This window comes from Tenacibaculum ascidiaceicola (assembly GCF_047470925.1).
Lineage (GTDB): Bacteria > Bacteroidota > Bacteroidia > Flavobacteriales > Flavobacteriaceae > Polaribacter > Polaribacter discolor.
The window spans coordinates 22,319-39,452 of the sequence record NZ_JAZKJP010000008.1 but is presented as its reverse complement, the minus strand read 5'-3'; the positions used below and the strand labels follow the sequence as shown (position 1 = coordinate 39,452).

The following is a 17,134-nucleotide window of genomic DNA, read 5'->3' as shown; positions in this document are numbered from 1 at the left end:
AAACCTATTTGTTTTTTATAATAAAACAAAACATAGTTTATTTTTTAAGAATATCATAATTCTAAAAAAATGACTGTCTATAAAGTAATTATCGTCAATAAAAATGCTTTATTTGTAACTATCCAACATTTAAAAATTAGTATCTCGAATGAAATCATCAGTAATTACAGGAACAGGAGCCTTTATTCCTTCAATCAAAAAAGAAAATAGTAAGTTTAATGACAGTTTCTTTTTAAATGCTGATGGAACTTCCTTTGATAATTCTAACTCTGTAATTATTGATAAATTTAAATCAATAACTGGTATCGAAGAGCGTCGTTATGCTAAACCTGAATATAAAGCTTCAGACCTTGGTTTTTTTGCTGCAAAAAAAGCAATTGAAGATGCTAAGATTAATCCAGAAGAATTAGACTACATCATTTTTGCTCATAATTTTGGAGACGTTAAAATAAATGCTATTCAAAGTGATATTCTTCCCAGCTTAGCTACTCGTGTAAAGCATTTATTACAGATTGAGAATCCGAATTGTGTAGCGTATGATATTTTGTTTGGTTGTCCTGGTTGGATCGAAGGTGTTATTCAGGCACAAGCCTTTATAAAAGCTGGTATAGCAAAAAAATGTTTAGTTATTGGAGGCGAAACACTATCAAGAGTTGTAGACATGAACGATCGTGATTCTATGATTTACAGTGATGGCGCTGGTGCTTGTATCGTGGAAGCTACAGACAAAAACGACAGTGGTATTCTTAGTCATGCTTCACAAACCTTTACTAAAGAGGAAGCTTATTATTTATTCTTTGGAAACTCAAATGATAAAAATAAAGACAAAGATGTACGTTATATTAAAATGCATGGACGAAAAATATATGAGTTCGCTTTAACTAATGTACCTAAAGCAATGCAAACTGCTTTAGATAAAAGTGGTGTAAGCATTGATGACGTAAAAAAAATATTTATCCATCAGGCCAATGAAAAAATGGATGAAGCTATTATTAAACGTTTTTATCGTTTGTACAAAAAACCAATTCCTGAAGGTATAATGCCCATGAGTATTCACAAATTAGGAAATAGTTCAGTAGCAACCGTACCTACCCTACTCGATTTAGTTTTAAAAGGAAATATTGAAAACCAAGAAGTAAAAAAAGGAGATGTTATTATTTTAGCATCAGTAGGTGCTGGCATGAATATTAATGCCATAGTTTATAAGATTTAATAGTTTAAAAAACTCTTTAATTTCTTACTAAATATTCTCGCAAATATAAAATCTAAGTACTATTTTTGCGCATGCAACAACACAACGTACTTATATTAGATTTCGGATCGCAATACACACAGTTAATTGCGCGCCGTGTAAGAGAATTAAATATTTATTGTGAAATTCACCCTTACAACAAAATACCACAAAATTTAAACGATTTTAAAGCTGTAATCCTTTCAGGAAGCCCATCTTCAGTTCGTTCAGAAGAAGCTCCACATCCTGATTTATCTGAGATTAGAGGTAAAAAACCTTTATTAGCTGTATGCTATGGAGCTCAATATTTAGCTCATTTTTCAGGTGGTTTAGTAGCTCCTTCTAATACTCGTGAGTACGGTAGAGCTAACTTATCTTTTATTAAAGAAGGAGAAGAATTCTTTAAAGATATTTCTGAAGGAAGTCAAGTTTGGATGAGTCATTCAGACACAATTAAAGAGTTACCTACTGGAGGAACATTATTAGCAAGTACTCATGATGTACAAAATGCAGCATACAAGATTGATGGAGAGACTACTTATGCGATCCAATTTCACCCAGAAGTATATCATTCTACAGATGGTAAACAATTATTACAAAACTTTTTAGTTAATATAGCTGGGGTAGCTCAAACATGGACACCAGATTCATTTGTTGACGAAACTGTAGCTGAATTAAAAGCTAAGATCGGTAATGACAAAGTTGTTTTAGGTTTATCTGGAGGAGTAGATTCTACCGTAGCTGCAGTTTTATTACACAAAGCAATTGGAAGTAATTTACACTGTATTTTCGTAAACAACGGATTGTTACGTAAAAATGAATTTACCGATGTATTAAAACAATACGAAGGTATGGGGTTAAACGTTAAAGGAGTGGATGCTTCGGCACGTTTTTTGGACGAACTAGCTGGATTAAGTGACCCAGAAGCAAAACGTAAAGCTATTGGTAAGGTTTTTATTGATGTTTTTGATGATGAAGCACACCAAATAGAAGATGCTAAATGGTTAGCACAAGGAACAATATATCCTGATGTAATAGAATCAGTTTCAGTTAACGGAGGTCCTTCAGCTACTATTAAAAGTCATCACAATGTAGGTGGTTTACCTGATTTCATGAAATTGAAAGTTGTTGAGCCTTTACGTATGATTTTTAAAGATGAAGTACGTCGAGTTGGTGCTTCTATGGGAATTGATAAAGAATTATTAGGTCGTCACCCATTTCCAGGTCCTGGTTTAGCTATCAGGATTTTAGGTGATATCACAGCAGAAAAAGTTCGTATTTTGCAAGAAGTAGATGCTGTATTCATCAACGGGTTAAAAGAGAGCGGATTGTATGACAAAGTATGGCAAGCAGGTGCTATTTTATTACCAGTAAATTCTGTTGGAGTTATGGGAGATGAAAGGACCTACGAAAAGGTAGTTGCTCTAAGGGCAGTAGAAAGTACCGATGGTATGACAGCAGATTGGGTTAATTTACCATATGAGTTTTTACAAAAAACATCAAATAAAATAATAAATAATGTAAAAGGTGTGAATAGAGTTGTATATGATATTAGCTCTAAACCACCAGCAACAATTGAATGGGAATAAAAATCCATTATTAATATAAAAAAAGAGTAGATGAAGAAATTACAGTTTTTACTATTAGTTTGTATTTTAACTTTTACCGTTTCTTGTGGTCAGCAAAAACGTTACGTATCTTACAAAATCCAAGAAGGAGAAACGATGCGAGACGTTGCGGATCGCTTAGACATGAAAACAAAAGATTTATTACGTTTAAATCCAGATGTTGGAAGACGTCCAGATGCAAACACGGTAATTGTAATACCTAATCCTAAAATTAAAAAGAATACTTCTTCATCTACTACTCCTTCTCCTGAAGAAGAAACTGTAGATACTACTGATACTAATGATGTTGAGGATACAACTCCTGAAACTAATGAAGATGATACTGTTTTTAAACAAACAATTGTTGAATATGAGACTCACGAAGTTCAAAAAGGAGAAACTGTATATCGTATTACAAAACAGTACGATATTACCAAAGATGACTTAATTAAATTTAATCCTGAATACACTAATATTCAAAGTAATAATTTAAGTATAGGTCAGGTATTAAAGGTTAAGGAAATCAAGAAAACTATTACTATTGATAAAGAAAAAGTTTTAGAAAAGTTCTTAACGCATACTGTAAAGAGTAAAGAAACTATGTATAGTTTAACTCGTTTCTACAATGTATCCAAAGAAGATTTATTACGTTTGAATCCTGAATATCCAGATTTAGCTGACAATAAATTATCTATAGGTCAATTATTAAAAATTAAACCCATTGAAGAAGTAAGCAAAAAAGAAAATTATACTTTTTATAAAGATTCTATTGAAACTGACACTTCTATAAACCTTGCTATTTTACTTCCATTTAAAGCTGACGAGTATAACTCTCAATCCAGTAAAGATATTTTTGAAGGAAACCAATTAGCAAATATGGTTACTGACTTTTATCTTGGGGCAGAGATAGCTATTGACTCTATTAAAAAGCAAGGAGTACAAGTAAATGTTAATGTTTTTGATACAGGAAACAGAGGGAAAAATATAACTACTATATTGAAAGACAAAAAACTAGAAAATACCGATGTAGTTATTGGTCCTTTTTACTCTGATAAAGCAGAAGTTGTTGCTCGCGATGTAAACGCTCCTGTAGTTTTTCCTCATTACTCTAGTAAACAAAGTAAGTTTTCTTCTTCTAAATTAGTTAAAACTTCTCCTGAGAAAGATAATTATGTGAGTTATTTAGCTTCTTATTTAAAAGACAGCTATAAAGACCAAGAAATTTTTATTGTAAGTGATGATCAAAAAGAAACTAATACGAGAGTTTCTAAAATTATTTCTGAGCTAAAAAAACATGATAGTATTAATAACATACATGTTTTAAAACCAGAAAAAGGCTACATAAAAAGAGACCGTTTTACTAGCAAAATGTCTTCTAAAAGACATAATTGGGTAATTTTTGCTTCTGAAGATAATGTAGTAGTTGCTGACGCCCTAAATAGTATGATTAGCCTGCCTGATGAAACTATAGTTCAAGTATTCGCAACTAATAAAGGTAGTGCTTATGATAAAATTGACAATAATAAGCTTGCCAACATTAACTTCACTTATGTTTCTAACACTTATTCTGATGAAGATGCTATAGAAACGAAAGATTTTAATAACAAATACTTACAAAAAAACAATACCATTCCTTCAGATTATGCTATCAAAGGCTTTGATATTACGTATGATATTTTAATGCGTTTAGCTTCTGGATATGAACTTTCAGATACTTTTAAAAAAGGAGTCTCTTTACGTGTCGAAAACAAATTTGATTATCATAAAAAAATATTTGGTAGTTCTGGAAATCAAGGATTATTTATTGTTAAATACAATCGAGATTTAAGCTTAAGTAGACTTAGATAAATCTCTATCTCATAAATAAAAAAGCCGAAACTAAAAGTTTTGGCTTTTTTATTATTCATACATTTCTTTATAATATTTTTGGTACTCTCCACTTGTTACACGGTCAATCCATTCATTATTTTCCAAATACCATTTTACTGTTTTTTCTATGCCTTCCTCAAATTGTAAAGACGGTTCCCAGCCTAATTCATTTTTGAGTTTTGATGAATCTATAGCATACCTATAATCATGTCCAGCTCTGTCTTTTACATAAGTAATTAGTTTCTCTGAAGTTCCTTCCTCTCTTCCTAAGAGCTTATCTACTGTTTTTACAACTACCTTAATTAAATCAATATTCTTCCATTCATTGAAGCCTCCAATGTTATATGTATCTCCTAATTTTCCTTTGTGAAAAATAATATCAATTGCCTTAGCATGGTCTTCCACATACAACCAATCTCTCACGTTTTCTCCTCTACCATACACCGGTAAAGGTTTGTTATTACAGATGTTATTTATAAATAATGGAATCAATTTCTCTGGAAACTGATTAGCTCCATAGTTGTTAGAGCAGTTAGAAATTACTATTGGTAAACCATAGGTATCAAAAAAAGCTCTTACAAAATGATCAGAAGATGCTTTCGATGCTGAATAAGGAGAATGTGGGTCGTAAGCTGTTTTTTCAGTAAAATACCCTTCCTTATTCAAAGAACCATAAACCTCATCGGTAGACACATGGTAAAACAACTTGTTTTCAAAATTGTCTTCCCAATAGCTTTTAGCTGCCTGTAATAAACTCAACGTTCCCATCACATTAGTTCTGGCAAAAGAAAAAGGATCTTTTATAGAGCGATCTACATGCGATTCAGCTGCTAAGTGAATTACTCCATCTATCTTATATTTTGAAAAAATATCAGTTACAGCATCATAATCACAAATATTCGCCTTTACAAAGGTGTAATTAGATTTACCTTCAATATCTTTTAAATTTTCTAAATTTCCAGCATATGTTAGAAGGTCTAAATTGATGATATTATAATCAGGATAGTTGTTTATAAACAAACGTACCACATGCGAGCCAATAAACCCCGCTCCTCCAGTAATTAATATGTTCCTCATAAAAGTTTACTATATAAACTTTTCAAAGTTACTAATAAATAAATGGAGTTTCTAGCTCTTTAAGAGTTGAAAGTTGTTGGTCTTTTGGAGAAAGTATTGCCTCTTCTGAATTAATTTTCCAATCAATATTCAAAGTAGTATCATTCCAAATAATTCCAGAATCGTATTCTGGTGCATACCAATTATCTACTTTATATGCAAAAATGGCTTCTTTAGATAAAGTAACAAACCCATGTGCAAACCCTCTCGGTATAAATAGTTGCTTTTTATTTTCTTCGGATAATTCTACGGTGATATGCTTACCATAACTTGGTGAACCTTTTCGGACATCCACAACTACATCTAATACTTTTCCTTGAATACAACGCACTAGTTTAGCTTGAGCAAAAGGTGGTTTTTGAAAATGCAGTCCTCGTAAAGCTCCAAAAGTGGATTTCGATTCGTTATCCTGAACAAAACTTATTTGTCCAATATGTTTTTCAAACTCTTTTTGATTGAAAGATTCAAAGAAATAACCTCTTTGATCTCCAAAAACTTTCGGTTCAATAATTACAACACCTGGAATCTCCGTTTCTGTAAAAACCATTACTATTCTTTTGCTAAATTAAGTAAATATTGTCCGTAACTATTTTTTCGTAAAGGTTCCGCTAACTTTTTAACTTGCTCTTTATTAATATAACCCATATACAGCGCTATTTCTTCTATACAAGCCACCTTTAACCCTTGACGTTTCTCTATCGTTTCTATAAACTGACTTGCTTCTAGTAAAGAATCATGTGTTCCAGTATCTAACCACGCATAACCACGCCCCATTAGCTCAACTTTTAACTGTCCATTTTCTAAATAATGCTGATTTACCGAGGTAATTTCTAATTCTCCTCTTTGAGATGGTTGTACATTTTTAGCAACTTGAATCACATCGTTCGGATAAAAATACAAACCAACCACTGCATAATTAGAGTTTGGTTCTTTGGGTTTTTCTATGATAGAAATTGCATTTCCGTTAGTATCAAAATCTACTACTCCATAACGTTGAGGATCTTTTACATTGTAACCAAAAACAGTTGCTTTATTGTTTTTCTTTATATTTTGAATTGCAGATTGTAACATTTCAGGCAATCCATGGCCATAAAAAATATTATCCCCTAAAATCAAGCAAACATTATCATTTCCTATGAACTCCTCACCAATAATAAATGCTTGTGCTAACCCATCTGGAGATGGCTGCTCTGCATAACTAAGATAAATTCCTAGGTCACTTCCATCTCCTAATAACTTTTGAAAACTAGGTAAATCATCAGGAGTAGAAATAATCAAAATCTCTCGAATGCCAGCCAACATCAATACCGATAACGGATAATAAATCATAGGCTTATCATATACCGGAAGTAACTGTTTTGATACTCCTTTGGTAATCGGATATAAACGTGTTCCTGATCCACCTGCTAGTATGATTCCTTTCATTTATTAACTATTATTTATGAGTATGCTAATTTATAGAAAAAATAAAGCTCAGGAAAAACCTGAGCTTTGATTTCTATTTTATTCTTGTTTTTGTTGCCACTTCCAAGCGGAAAGCAATGCTTCTTCTAATGTTTCTTGAGGTTTCCAACCTAAAACTTCATTAGCCTTTGTAGTATCAGCGTAAGCTGCTGTGATATCTCCTTCTCTTCTTGCTACTATTTTGGAATTTAACGATTGTTGAGTAACTTCTTCAAAAGCCTTTATAATCTCCATTACAGAACTTCCTTTACCTGTTCCTACATTGAAAAATTCAAAATTTTCTTTATTTTGTTTGTCTAGCAAACGTTGTAAAGCTTTCACATGTGCTTTTGCAAGGTCTACTACATGAATATAATCACGAATGGCGGTACCATCTGGTGTTGGGTAATCATCTCCAAAAACAGCTAGTTCTTCTCGGATACCAGCAGCTGTTTGTGTAATAAACGGAATTAAATTTTGCGGAACACCTAATGGTAACTCTCCAATTTTTACAGATTTATGTGCTCCTATTGGGTTGAAGTATCGTAAAGCTATAGCATTCATGTCGTACGCTTTACAACTATCTTTTATAATTTCTTCTCCAATTTGTTTGGTATTCCCATAAGGAGATTCAGCAATCTTTACTGGTGCATCTTCTGTGATAGGCAGTTCATCTGCTTGACCATACACCGTACATGACGAACTAAATATAAAATGGTCGATGTTTCGACCTTTCATTTCTTGTAACAAGTACACTAAGGCATTAATGTTGTTCTCGTAATAGTCTAGAGGTTTTTGAACACTTTCCCCAACCGCTTTAAAAGCCGCAAAGTGTATCACTCCTTCAATTACATTTTCATTGAAAAAATTATGTACTTTTTTCTTATCTCGTAGATCTATTTGATGGAATTCAGGTTTAATTTCAGTAATCTCGGTAATTTGCTCTAATACTTCTATTTTAGAATTAGATAAATCATCAATAATTACCACCTCTAAACCTGCATTTTGCAGTTCTACCACTACATGTGAACCGATAAACCCTAAACCTCCTGTGACTAGTATTTTTTTCATTAATATTATTTAAACTACTATATAGTTTTGTTTACTTATTTTACATTTTTGCCGTTTGTTTAACTACATACCTAAACAAACACAAATTTTTAATTATATAATATTACTAATGACTATTCATAGTTAAAACAATCTTTATTGTTTTTATTAAAATTTGAATATCCAACCTCCAAGAATACTTCTTTATATAATACAAGTCATACTCTAATTTTTTAAGGTTTTCTTCGGGTGTTGCTTTAGGTAAATGTATTTGAGCCCAACCCGAAACACCAGGTCGTATCATATGCCTTAAGTTAAAAAAAGGATTTTCTTCACTATATTCTTCAACATATTTAGGTTGTTCTGGTCTTGGCCCTATCAAACTCATGTCACCTTTTAAAATATTATATAATTGAGGTAACTCATCTATTTTAGAGAATCGTAAAAACTTACCCACTGGAGTAATTCTATTATCGTTAGCCACCGTATACCCTCCATTGTTTGTCTTCATGGTTCGTATTTTATAAATTTTGAAAGGCTTACCCCCTCTACCTACTCGTATTTGAGAGTAAAACATCGTTCCTCTTGAGGTAAACTTAGTAAAAAAACAACCAATTATTGTTAATGGTAAGGCAATAGGAAAGAGCAATAGGAAAAATAAAATATCAAAACCTCTTTTAAAAAACAATAATCTACGTTTACGTTTTAAACTAAAAATCTCGTCAGAAAAATATTGATTATCCTGTGTTTTTATAATTGGTACTCTTTTATTTATACATTCATAAAAGTCTTCTGAATCGTGAATTTCAACACCTGATAACCTCAATTTAATTAATTCATTAACTTGTTTCTTAGAAAGTTCATTTAATTGTGAATTTTCAAAAACTACAACTTTTATATTATTTTCTTTTATATAGCTTGTGAATGTTATTTCAGATGGCTCTAACTCTTTATAAAAAACAATATCATATTTATCTGCAATTTTACTGCTAGACAACAGCTTATCTAGTGACTTGCTAACATTAACAAACAGACATTTTTCCTTTTTTCTTTTTATCATTATTTCATCTTAACAAGTGAACTCCTAAGAAGAGAGGTATTAAACCTCTAATATATAATCACCTTTTCAATTCACTACGCAATATTAAGAATTTTTTAAGAAACTACTATATTTTAACTTTAACAATCTATTACTTTAAGTATTTAACAACACCCTTAACAGAATAATAAAAAAAATAATACATTGACTTAATAAAACTTACCTCTCCACACTCTCTCAAAACTCTATAATGATACTTTGCTGCTTTAAGTTTATTACTAGATACAGAGTTAGCTCTTACTCTATAATAAGCTAAAGCCTCATCATGAATACCTTCAGTGTACTTTATATCTTTAAATATAGTAAGCCACAAACCATAATCTTGTCTTTTTCTTATAATAGGCATATATCTTTTACCTAGCTTTTCTGTATCATAAACTGCTGTTAAACACCCTATGGTACATGTTTTTAATAAACTTTTAAAAGTTGTTTTTTTAGGTGGGTAAATAACAGATCCTTTATCTCCTTTTTCATTCATTTTTTGATAAGCTGAATATGTAAAAGACAAATCATTTTTTAACATAAAAGTAACTTGCCTTTCTAATTTATCTTCTCTCCAAACATCATCACTATCACAAAAGGCAATGAAACGACCTGAGGCTAACTTTATGGAATTGTTTCTTGCTACACCCGCCCCCGAATTAGCTTCTAGTTGAAAAACTTTAACTCTACTATCCTTATCAGTATATTTTTTAATAACTTTTAATGTATTATCTGTAGAGCAGTCATCTGTAATTAAAAGCTCCCAATTGTTATACGTTTGTTTTTGAATTGCTTCTATTGTTTCAGAAATAAATTTTTCTGAATTGTATGTTGGGGTGATAATTGAAACTTTATTAGTTCTCATTTAATAAAATATTATTAATTAATACCTTAGATTTAATGTCAGAAAATTCAAAAGACTTTTCATAAGCTTTTATTTTCATTTTCAATATATCTTCTTTGTTATTTAAAAGCTTAATAACCGAATTAATAAAATCTTCTTCATCTCCAAATCTTGATATACTCCCTGTCATTCCTTCAACAATAAACTCTTTTGCATGCTTCCAGTTTGTTACTACAACGGGAACTCCAGACATATATGCATCTAATACAGTTCCAGGTAAACCTTCTGTATAATAATTGGTTGCAAAAAGCATTAAATCGTATTTACCTAATACTTTATATATATTTTGAGGCAAAACCACTCCTCGATAATTTAGGTTCGTATATTTTTTTTCTTTTGTGAAAAATTCTTCTTTATAAGCTTCTTCTACTTGTCCGTATATATCAATATTAGAATTAATGTTATACCTTTTAATAGTTTCTGCTAACTTAAATAATGTTTCAATTCCTTTAGGTTTTTGCACCCTTCCTAAATAAACCAACTTTATTAAACCATTGTTCTCCTTAAAAATTGGTGCATAATCCGTCCTTTTTCTAAAATTTGAAAATTTGACAACATTATTAATATCATACTTCATTTTTAACTCCTGACAAACTATTTGTGTTTCTGGTAAAACCAATTCAATCCGTCTAAGTATAATCCTATGAAGTTTTTTGTTTTTTAAAAAGTCAACAAGCCAACCTCCAACAACAAAATAATAAATTCTGAAATTAAATAGCAAACTCAACATAAAAAGCAAAGGTAGTAGGTATTTTAAACTATTATGTGCAGGTATATAAACAAGTTTTTTGGACTTAATAATTTTAAGAAAAGAACTCAAACAATAGGTTAAAGATTTCCTTATTTCAGGTGAATCAATAAACATCACTTCTTTATCTTCCTCTTTTATTAATTCATAAATAGCTCTTGTTTTAACTGTCTGTCCATCTAATTTATTTTTATAATACCCAAAATAGCCAAATACTAAAATATTATTATTCATTTTTCTTATCTACGGGGTATTCCCTCATTTAAAATTCCTATATATGATAATAGAACAATTTGAAACATTATTAAAAATCCTACTACCTCTCCTTTCATATGTAAAATTAATATATATACTAAAGTTATAAAGAATAAAACCTTATATCTTTTAAACAAAAACTTCATTAAGTACAGTTGATATAATAATAATAGAATAAAATAGCCTAAACCACCAAACAATAAGTTCCTTAAATACCCCACATCAGTTGCCATATAATACCCCCCACTTACAGTTGTATATTCTCCATCTCCAAACAACAATCTCTTTCCATCCATTGGTATATTCCACATACTAATTAGTGCATTAGTTGATGAACTTGACACCCCTTCTTCTTGCATAAATATTTCAAAAGCAAACGGTAAAACCCTGTTATTAATTAGTAATATTACATCATCAGACAATGTTGAATACACACTAAAACCTAATAAAGATATTAATAATAAAAACTTAATTAATAATTTAGGATTTAAGACTATTCTAAAATGGTTAATTAAAACTCCAAAAATCCCGATCCCTAATCCAATAAAACCTGTTCTAGCAATAAAGAAAGTACCTATAACTAATAATACAAAAACAAAAAATGCCTTAATATTAAACCATTTATAACGAAAAACACTATCTAGAAATAAAATATAAACCAATCCATATACTGCTCCCAAACCAAAAAAGTTAGAACTTGCTAATGAATAAGTTCTAATACCTCCTCTAAAATTAAGCATCTCTTCGCTGAACCTACTTACACTTATGACAAATTCATGGTATGAAGGAAAAAACATAGCACATAAAATACTTATACTTTGTAAAGCAAAAGTGTAAAAAAGTATTTTTAATAATTCCTCTTTTTTTGTAGTTACAGAAAATGCATATCTAATTACTATGATAAGGCAAAAAATTGATACTCCCTGATTTATAAATGGTTTTATAATAGAGTAATCATAAGTTCCATGTAAAACACAAACAAAAAGAGATACTGAAACTATTAAGTACAAAAAAATGAATATACCAATAATAAATTGGTTTTTAGACCAACATGTTGACAAACCTTTTATTCTTTTTTTTGAAAGTAGTAAAAAAAATGATATTAATCCTGCTAAAATTGCTCCATTATAAACTACTGGTATTGATGGAGAAAAAATAATTAAGAAGAATAATAAAATTAATACTATTTTTTGATAAAAAAACATTTTTTAATTTATTAATCTATTAGGTTTTCTTGTTAACAAAAAAAACAATATTTTTAGAGAGTTTTTACCTGTCATTTTTAAAAAATCTAGCGATTTAATAAAGTAAAGTAATGCAGATAAGTAATCTTCTGTTATTGATCTATAAAGGTAATATTTATAATTTAAAAGTGTATCTTTTTCAATCTTACTCCATCTCTCTAAAGACAAAATATTTAACTCATAACGTTTAAGTTCTTGGGTATTTATTCTTTTTGATAAAACAAAATTTAGCTTCTCTTTTTTGCAAAAATTATTAAATGCTTTTCTTCTTGTTTTTCCTGCATAAAATTGCTGTTCTGATAATTTTTCTTTACTTATTTGTTGTTCACTTACCCTATATTTTAATAATACTTCTTGAAGATTATAAAACCTACCTAATTTATAAAGCCTGCTCCATAATTCATAATCTTGTGCATATTTAAAGTCCTCATTATATTTAATTTTTCCTCCTTTTTCTTTTTGAAGATTTCTAAACATGACTGTAGGATGTGCAAAAGGAGATTTTAAGAAAAGAAACATAAATTTATCTTCTGGATAAACTACAGTTGTATCTTTATACTCAAAACATTTGATATTAGTACCACATACTATATGATCTTCATTCATTTCTAAAAAATCAACTTGTTTTTCAAATCTTGTAGGCAACGAAATATCATCTGCATCCATTCTTGCTATATACTTCCCTTTTGATATTTCAATTGCTTTGTTTAATGATTTTGTTAAACCTATATTTTTATCATTTTTCAATATAACAACTCTATAATCTAGTGATTTAAAGTTATTTAACAACATGATATTTTCTTTTCTTATGGGGTTGTCATTAACTATAATAAACTCAAAATCTTTAAATGTTTGGTTTAAAATAGAGTTTATAGCTTCTTTTATCCATTCAATAGGTTCAGCATAAACCGACATAATAACTGAAACTTTAACCATTATTGTTTTTTTAAATTATTAAAACTTTATTTAAATTTTTATTTTTTAGTAATTAACACCCTCACTCTTCTCCTAACTATAATCAATAAATTAATCAACGGAAACATTCCTGTTTTTTTAAAAAAAATTAAAATATTTATATAATTAGTTGTTTTTTTGTGATTCTTTAAAAATTGACTAGTTAACATCGCTTTTTTAAAGTTAGGTATTAAATTATTTTCACAAGCTTTATAAGCTATTAGCAAAAGATGTTTAGAAGAAAAGACTTCATTGTATACTTTAAGTGAGTTATCTAATTTAACTTCATTATACATTAAATCAATTAACTCAAACCAGCTTTTTATTGAAAAACTATTAAAAACTCTAGAAGAAGAGCCTTCTCTATCATATTGATTATAAAATCCATCTTTCAAAATAATATATTTATCTACTTTAACTAAACACTTTAACTGAAAGTAATAATCCTCATGAAAAATATTTTCAGGAAAGTTTACCTTATTATCTAATAAAAACTTTCTATTAAATAACTTATTTGTTGGAGCTGCATTAATTCTTTTTCCTTTATAAAATTCTTTTATTATATTAATTTTACCATCTAAAATTATATCAACATCACTAGAAACCAACGTTCTTTTTAGGTTGTAATCTTTATCTATATATTTGGTGTTACACTGTAAAACATCTACCCCTTCTTCAGTTATTTTTTTGTACATTACTTCGTACATATTTTCATCTAAAAAATCATCACTATCTACGTAAGCAATATATTCTCCTGAAGCTTCATTTAAAGCAGTGTTTCTTGCTCCACCCTGCCTTTTATTTTTAACGTGCTTTATATATTTTACCCTTGTATCTTTATGCTTATACTTTTCACAAATTTCATGGTCTAGTATGTTGGGTGATGCATCATTAACAATAATTAATTCTATTTCTTTTAGAGATTGATTTAAAATGCTATCAAAACATTTTTCTAAATAATCTGGTGTGTTATATACAGGTACAATAACACTTATTTTGGGTTGCGACATACTTATAAATTTTTTATTTAATATCATTTTACAAAGTCCATAGCTTTTTTCTTATACTGAATAAAAACATATAAAAAACAACAAAAACTTCTATTAGTACAGTTAATATTGTAAGGTTTAAGATCGTTATATTGTTTGAAATTATTAGTGTAGTAACAAGAACCGAATATAACACTCCTGATGAAACAATTACTTTAGAAAAAATTTTGCTATACCCTAACGGTATTAACACTTGTACACCTAGTGTATTCCCAATTCCTACCAAAGGAATTGTTATCCCTAAAATTAAAAGAATATGTAAAGAAGGTGACATCTCTTCCCCCCCTAAAAGTAAAATTAAAAATTCAGCTAAAAAAAACAAACACAAGTATAAAAACAAATTTAATCCTATAGAGAATTTAAATACTTTTTTGACAAAAGACATATTTTTTTCTCTACTAATCTTAGGAAACAAAACTCGACTCAAAATACTTTGAGGCATTTTTAATATTGATACAATTTTTTCAGCTAAATCATAATATGCTACTTCTGTCATTCCTAAAAAAGAACCTAATATCACTTTATTTGAACTTACATAAAGCCTTATTGAAACATTAGATATAAAAATAGGCAATGCTTCTTTAATGTGATATAATAATACATCTAATTTTTGAATTTTAAACCCCACTTTATGTTTTATAAAAACAATATAAATAGATATTAATCCTGCCAAAACTGCACCTATTCCACTAATTATAGGTAATAACAAATAATCTTCTTTTGAATTGATAAAAACAAATATTAACCCCAAAAACAGCAACCTAGTACTTAAGGTAATAAGGGTTATATATTTCATTTCTTCTAGCCCTTGAAAATACCATACAGGAAAAATAAACTCATATAAACATAACCACATGGTTAAATACAATAAAAGATGGAATTCTTTATCTAAATTCAAAAAAAATAATGCAAGTGTTAGTATTATAATAGTTAGTATTAAAAAAGCAAATTTAATCTGAAAAACACTACTTACTATTTCGGTTATTTTGTGCTTATTTTCTCTGTGTATACTAACTTCTTTTGTTGCTGAAATATTAAACCCAAAATTAACAAGGATAACTAAATACCCTATAATAGCTTGTGAATATATTACTTTACCGTAGAGTTGCTTTCCTAAAGTTTGAATTAAGTATGGATAGGTTGCTAAGGGAATTAACAAATTAATAATTTGTAAAAGACCTAAGTAAGAATAATTAGCTATTAAAACTTTTTGATTTTTTAAAATATTTTTAAAACTAGGTATATTCAAAATAATTATTACTTTAGTTCCTATTAATTTTATAAAACTTCTTAAACCAATCAAGAAACTCTTTAATTTCTTTACTTAAAGTAATTGTGTTGATTTAAAGAAAATCTTTCACCAAAATGTAATTTATTCGGATGTATTATTGAAAAAGCCCATGAACGGCTCCTTTCTTATGAATTTTGAAATAAATTAGTTTAAATCTAATTCTATGGAACTTTAAAATGAGTCTTTCTAAAAATACCATGCTTATTATTTTTTTAAAAAATTCAATAAACTTTTTCGTAATACATAAATTATCCCCATAAATCCACCAAGAAATGTAAACAGTACAATTATCAATCCTCTTTTTGGTTTTGACTTTTCAACAGGTACACTCACAGGCTCTATCACCGTAAATACTGGGGTGTTTTCTTTTACTTTAATTTTCTGCGTTTCTAGTTGTTTTGCTAATTCCGAATACAAGTTAAACGCTAAATTATACTCCGATTCTATCCTTCTAAGATACGATTGAGAACGTGAAGTAATTAACCCTTGGTTCCTATCTTTATAACTAGCTAATGTAGCTTGCTTTTTTTCAAAGTCTAACTTAACCTCATTATACCGTTGCTGTATAAAATAAAGCTCTTGCTCTGCTTTTTCTATTTTAAAACTTGTAATGGCTTCTTGCAAAATCATTTGAGCTTTTTTAGTCATTTGAGCAGCTGCTAATGCTTCTGGCATAGAAAACGATATTTTAACAAACCCATCCTTTTTATTATTTTCAATTACTAATTGTTCTTGTATCTTCTTAAATAATTTACTTTCTTTTTTAGTAATTCGATAAATTGAATCGTTGTTAACTTCTGAGATGACTTCACTATCACTTTTTATAGATGCGATAATTTTCCCTGGTAAACCTATGGTATACTCTTTAATAAAGGCAAGTAAATTAAACTTTGTGTGTTTGTCGTAGTATTCTTGATAGGTTACTTCCTTTTCTACATTCGAAAATTTTAAGGGTGTCTGTAAAAGTTCTTTTTGAAAAGGTACACTTTGCGCTATTTTTGGATATAAAGTAGGAGGGATACTTTCAGTAGCTCCTCCACCTAAATTAATTCCTGCCATGGCAGCTAATCCCCCTAAATTCCCCCCAACTTTTGAGTCACTAGTTTGTGGTACTAAAGTGCTAGAAGCTGTATATTCCTTAGCTGAAAAAATGGCTATAAACAAACCTATTACCGCAAAAACTATAAGAAATTTGACAACTGTTTTTCTTCCCTCCCAGATAGTTTTAAATATCTCAAATAAATTTATTTCATCATTAGAAGTATATTTAGTTTTACTTTCCATAGTTTGTT

Annotated in this window: 15 protein-coding genes; 3 read left to right on the top strand and 12 right to left on the bottom strand. The window is 29.2% G+C overall.

Going from position 1 to position 17,134, the window contains the following annotated elements; translation table 11 throughout:
- Positions 1–148 precede the first annotated feature (148 nt).
- The 3 genes from VBY68_RS08475 to VBY68_RS08465 all read left to right on the top strand — a co-directional run bounded on the left by VBY68_RS08475 (position 149) and on the right by VBY68_RS08465 (position 4,686).
- Positions 149–1,213 carry a 3-oxoacyl-ACP synthase III family protein gene (locus tag VBY68_RS08475; protein ID WP_124591017.1) on the top strand — a complete coding sequence of 355 codons (1,065 nt, stop codon included), beginning with the start codon at positions 149–151 and terminating at the stop codon, positions 1,211–1,213.
- 71 nt (positions 1,214–1,284) lie between these two features.
- Positions 1,285–2,820, top strand: coding sequence for a glutamine-hydrolyzing GMP synthase (gene guaA / locus VBY68_RS08470; protein WP_121148125.1), 1,536 nt, complete (start codon positions 1,285–1,287; stop codon positions 2,818–2,820).
- 30 nt (positions 2,821–2,850) lie between these two features.
- Positions 2,851–4,686 carry an amino acid ABC transporter substrate-binding protein gene (locus tag VBY68_RS08465; protein ID WP_415269465.1) on the top strand — a complete coding sequence of 612 codons (1,836 nt, stop codon included), beginning with the start codon at positions 2,851–2,853 and terminating at the stop codon, positions 4,684–4,686.
- A 51-nt stretch (positions 4,687–4,737) separates the two neighbouring features.
- Here VBY68_RS08465 and rfbB read toward each other — a convergent pair whose 3' ends face one another.
- The 12 genes from rfbB to VBY68_RS08405 all read right to left on the bottom strand — a co-directional run bounded on the left by rfbB (position 4,738) and on the right by VBY68_RS08405 (position 17,126).
- Positions 4,738–5,784, bottom strand: a complete 1,047-nt coding sequence (rfbB, locus tag VBY68_RS08460) for a dTDP-glucose 4,6-dehydratase (RefSeq protein ID WP_415269464.1) — start codon at positions 5,782–5,784, stop codon at positions 4,738–4,740.
- A gap of 31 nt (positions 5,785–5,815) precedes the next feature.
- Positions 5,816–6,370 (bottom strand): dTDP-4-dehydrorhamnose 3,5-epimerase, encoded by a 555-nt coding sequence (rfbC, locus tag VBY68_RS08455; protein ID WP_415269463.1) that lies wholly within the window; start codon positions 6,368–6,370, stop codon positions 5,816–5,818.
- 2 nt (positions 6,371–6,372) lie between these two features.
- Positions 6,373–7,248: a glucose-1-phosphate thymidylyltransferase RfbA gene (rfbA, locus tag VBY68_RS08450; protein WP_415269462.1), complete on the bottom strand. Its 876-nt coding sequence runs from the start codon at positions 7,246–7,248 to the stop codon at positions 6,373–6,375.
- A 78-nt stretch (positions 7,249–7,326) separates the two neighbouring features.
- Positions 7,327–8,337, bottom strand: a complete 1,011-nt coding sequence (gene galE, locus VBY68_RS08445; RefSeq protein WP_124591023.1) for a UDP-glucose 4-epimerase GalE — start codon at positions 8,335–8,337, stop codon at positions 7,327–7,329.
- A 106-nt stretch (positions 8,338–8,443) separates the two neighbouring features.
- On the bottom strand, positions 8,444–9,376 hold the full coding sequence (locus tag VBY68_RS08440) for a sugar transferase (RefSeq protein WP_415269461.1): 933 nt from the start codon (positions 9,374–9,376) through the stop codon (positions 8,444–8,446).
- Positions 9,377–9,506: 130 nt separating this feature from the next.
- Positions 9,507–10,262 carry a glycosyltransferase family 2 protein gene (locus tag VBY68_RS08435; protein WP_415269460.1) on the bottom strand — a complete coding sequence of 252 codons (756 nt, stop codon included), beginning with the start codon at positions 10,260–10,262 and terminating at the stop codon, positions 9,507–9,509.
- Positions 10,252–11,283: a glycosyltransferase family 4 protein gene (locus VBY68_RS08430; RefSeq protein ID WP_415269459.1), complete on the bottom strand. Its 1,032-nt coding sequence runs from the start codon at positions 11,281–11,283 to the stop codon at positions 10,252–10,254. Before VBY68_RS08430 ends, VBY68_RS08435 begins: the two co-directional genes overlap by 11 nt.
- 5 nt (positions 11,284–11,288) lie before the next feature.
- The gene (locus VBY68_RS08425; RefSeq protein WP_415269458.1) at positions 11,289–12,509 is read right to left on the bottom strand and encodes a hypothetical protein; all 1,221 of its coding nucleotides are present in this window, start codon (positions 12,507–12,509) and stop codon (positions 11,289–11,291) included.
- Between the two features lie 3 nt (positions 12,510–12,512).
- The gene (locus VBY68_RS08420; protein WP_415269457.1) at positions 12,513–13,484 is read right to left on the bottom strand and encodes a glycosyltransferase; all 972 of its coding nucleotides are present in this window, start codon (positions 13,482–13,484) and stop codon (positions 12,513–12,515) included.
- Positions 13,485–13,522: 38 nt separating this feature from the next.
- The gene (locus VBY68_RS08415; RefSeq protein ID WP_415269456.1) at positions 13,523–14,512 is read right to left on the bottom strand and encodes a glycosyltransferase family 2 protein; all 990 of its coding nucleotides are present in this window, start codon (positions 14,510–14,512) and stop codon (positions 13,523–13,525) included.
- Between the two features lie 28 nt (positions 14,513–14,540).
- A complete protein-coding gene (locus VBY68_RS08410) occupies positions 14,541–15,800 on the bottom strand; it encodes an oligosaccharide flippase family protein (RefSeq protein ID WP_415269455.1) in 1,260 nt (419 codons plus the stop codon).
- A 246-nt stretch (positions 15,801–16,046) separates the two neighbouring features.
- Entirely contained in the window at positions 16,047–17,126 is a 1,080-nt protein-coding gene (locus tag VBY68_RS08405; protein ID WP_415269454.1) for a Wzz/FepE/Etk N-terminal domain-containing protein, read from the bottom strand.
- Positions 17,127–17,134 lie beyond the last annotated feature (8 nt).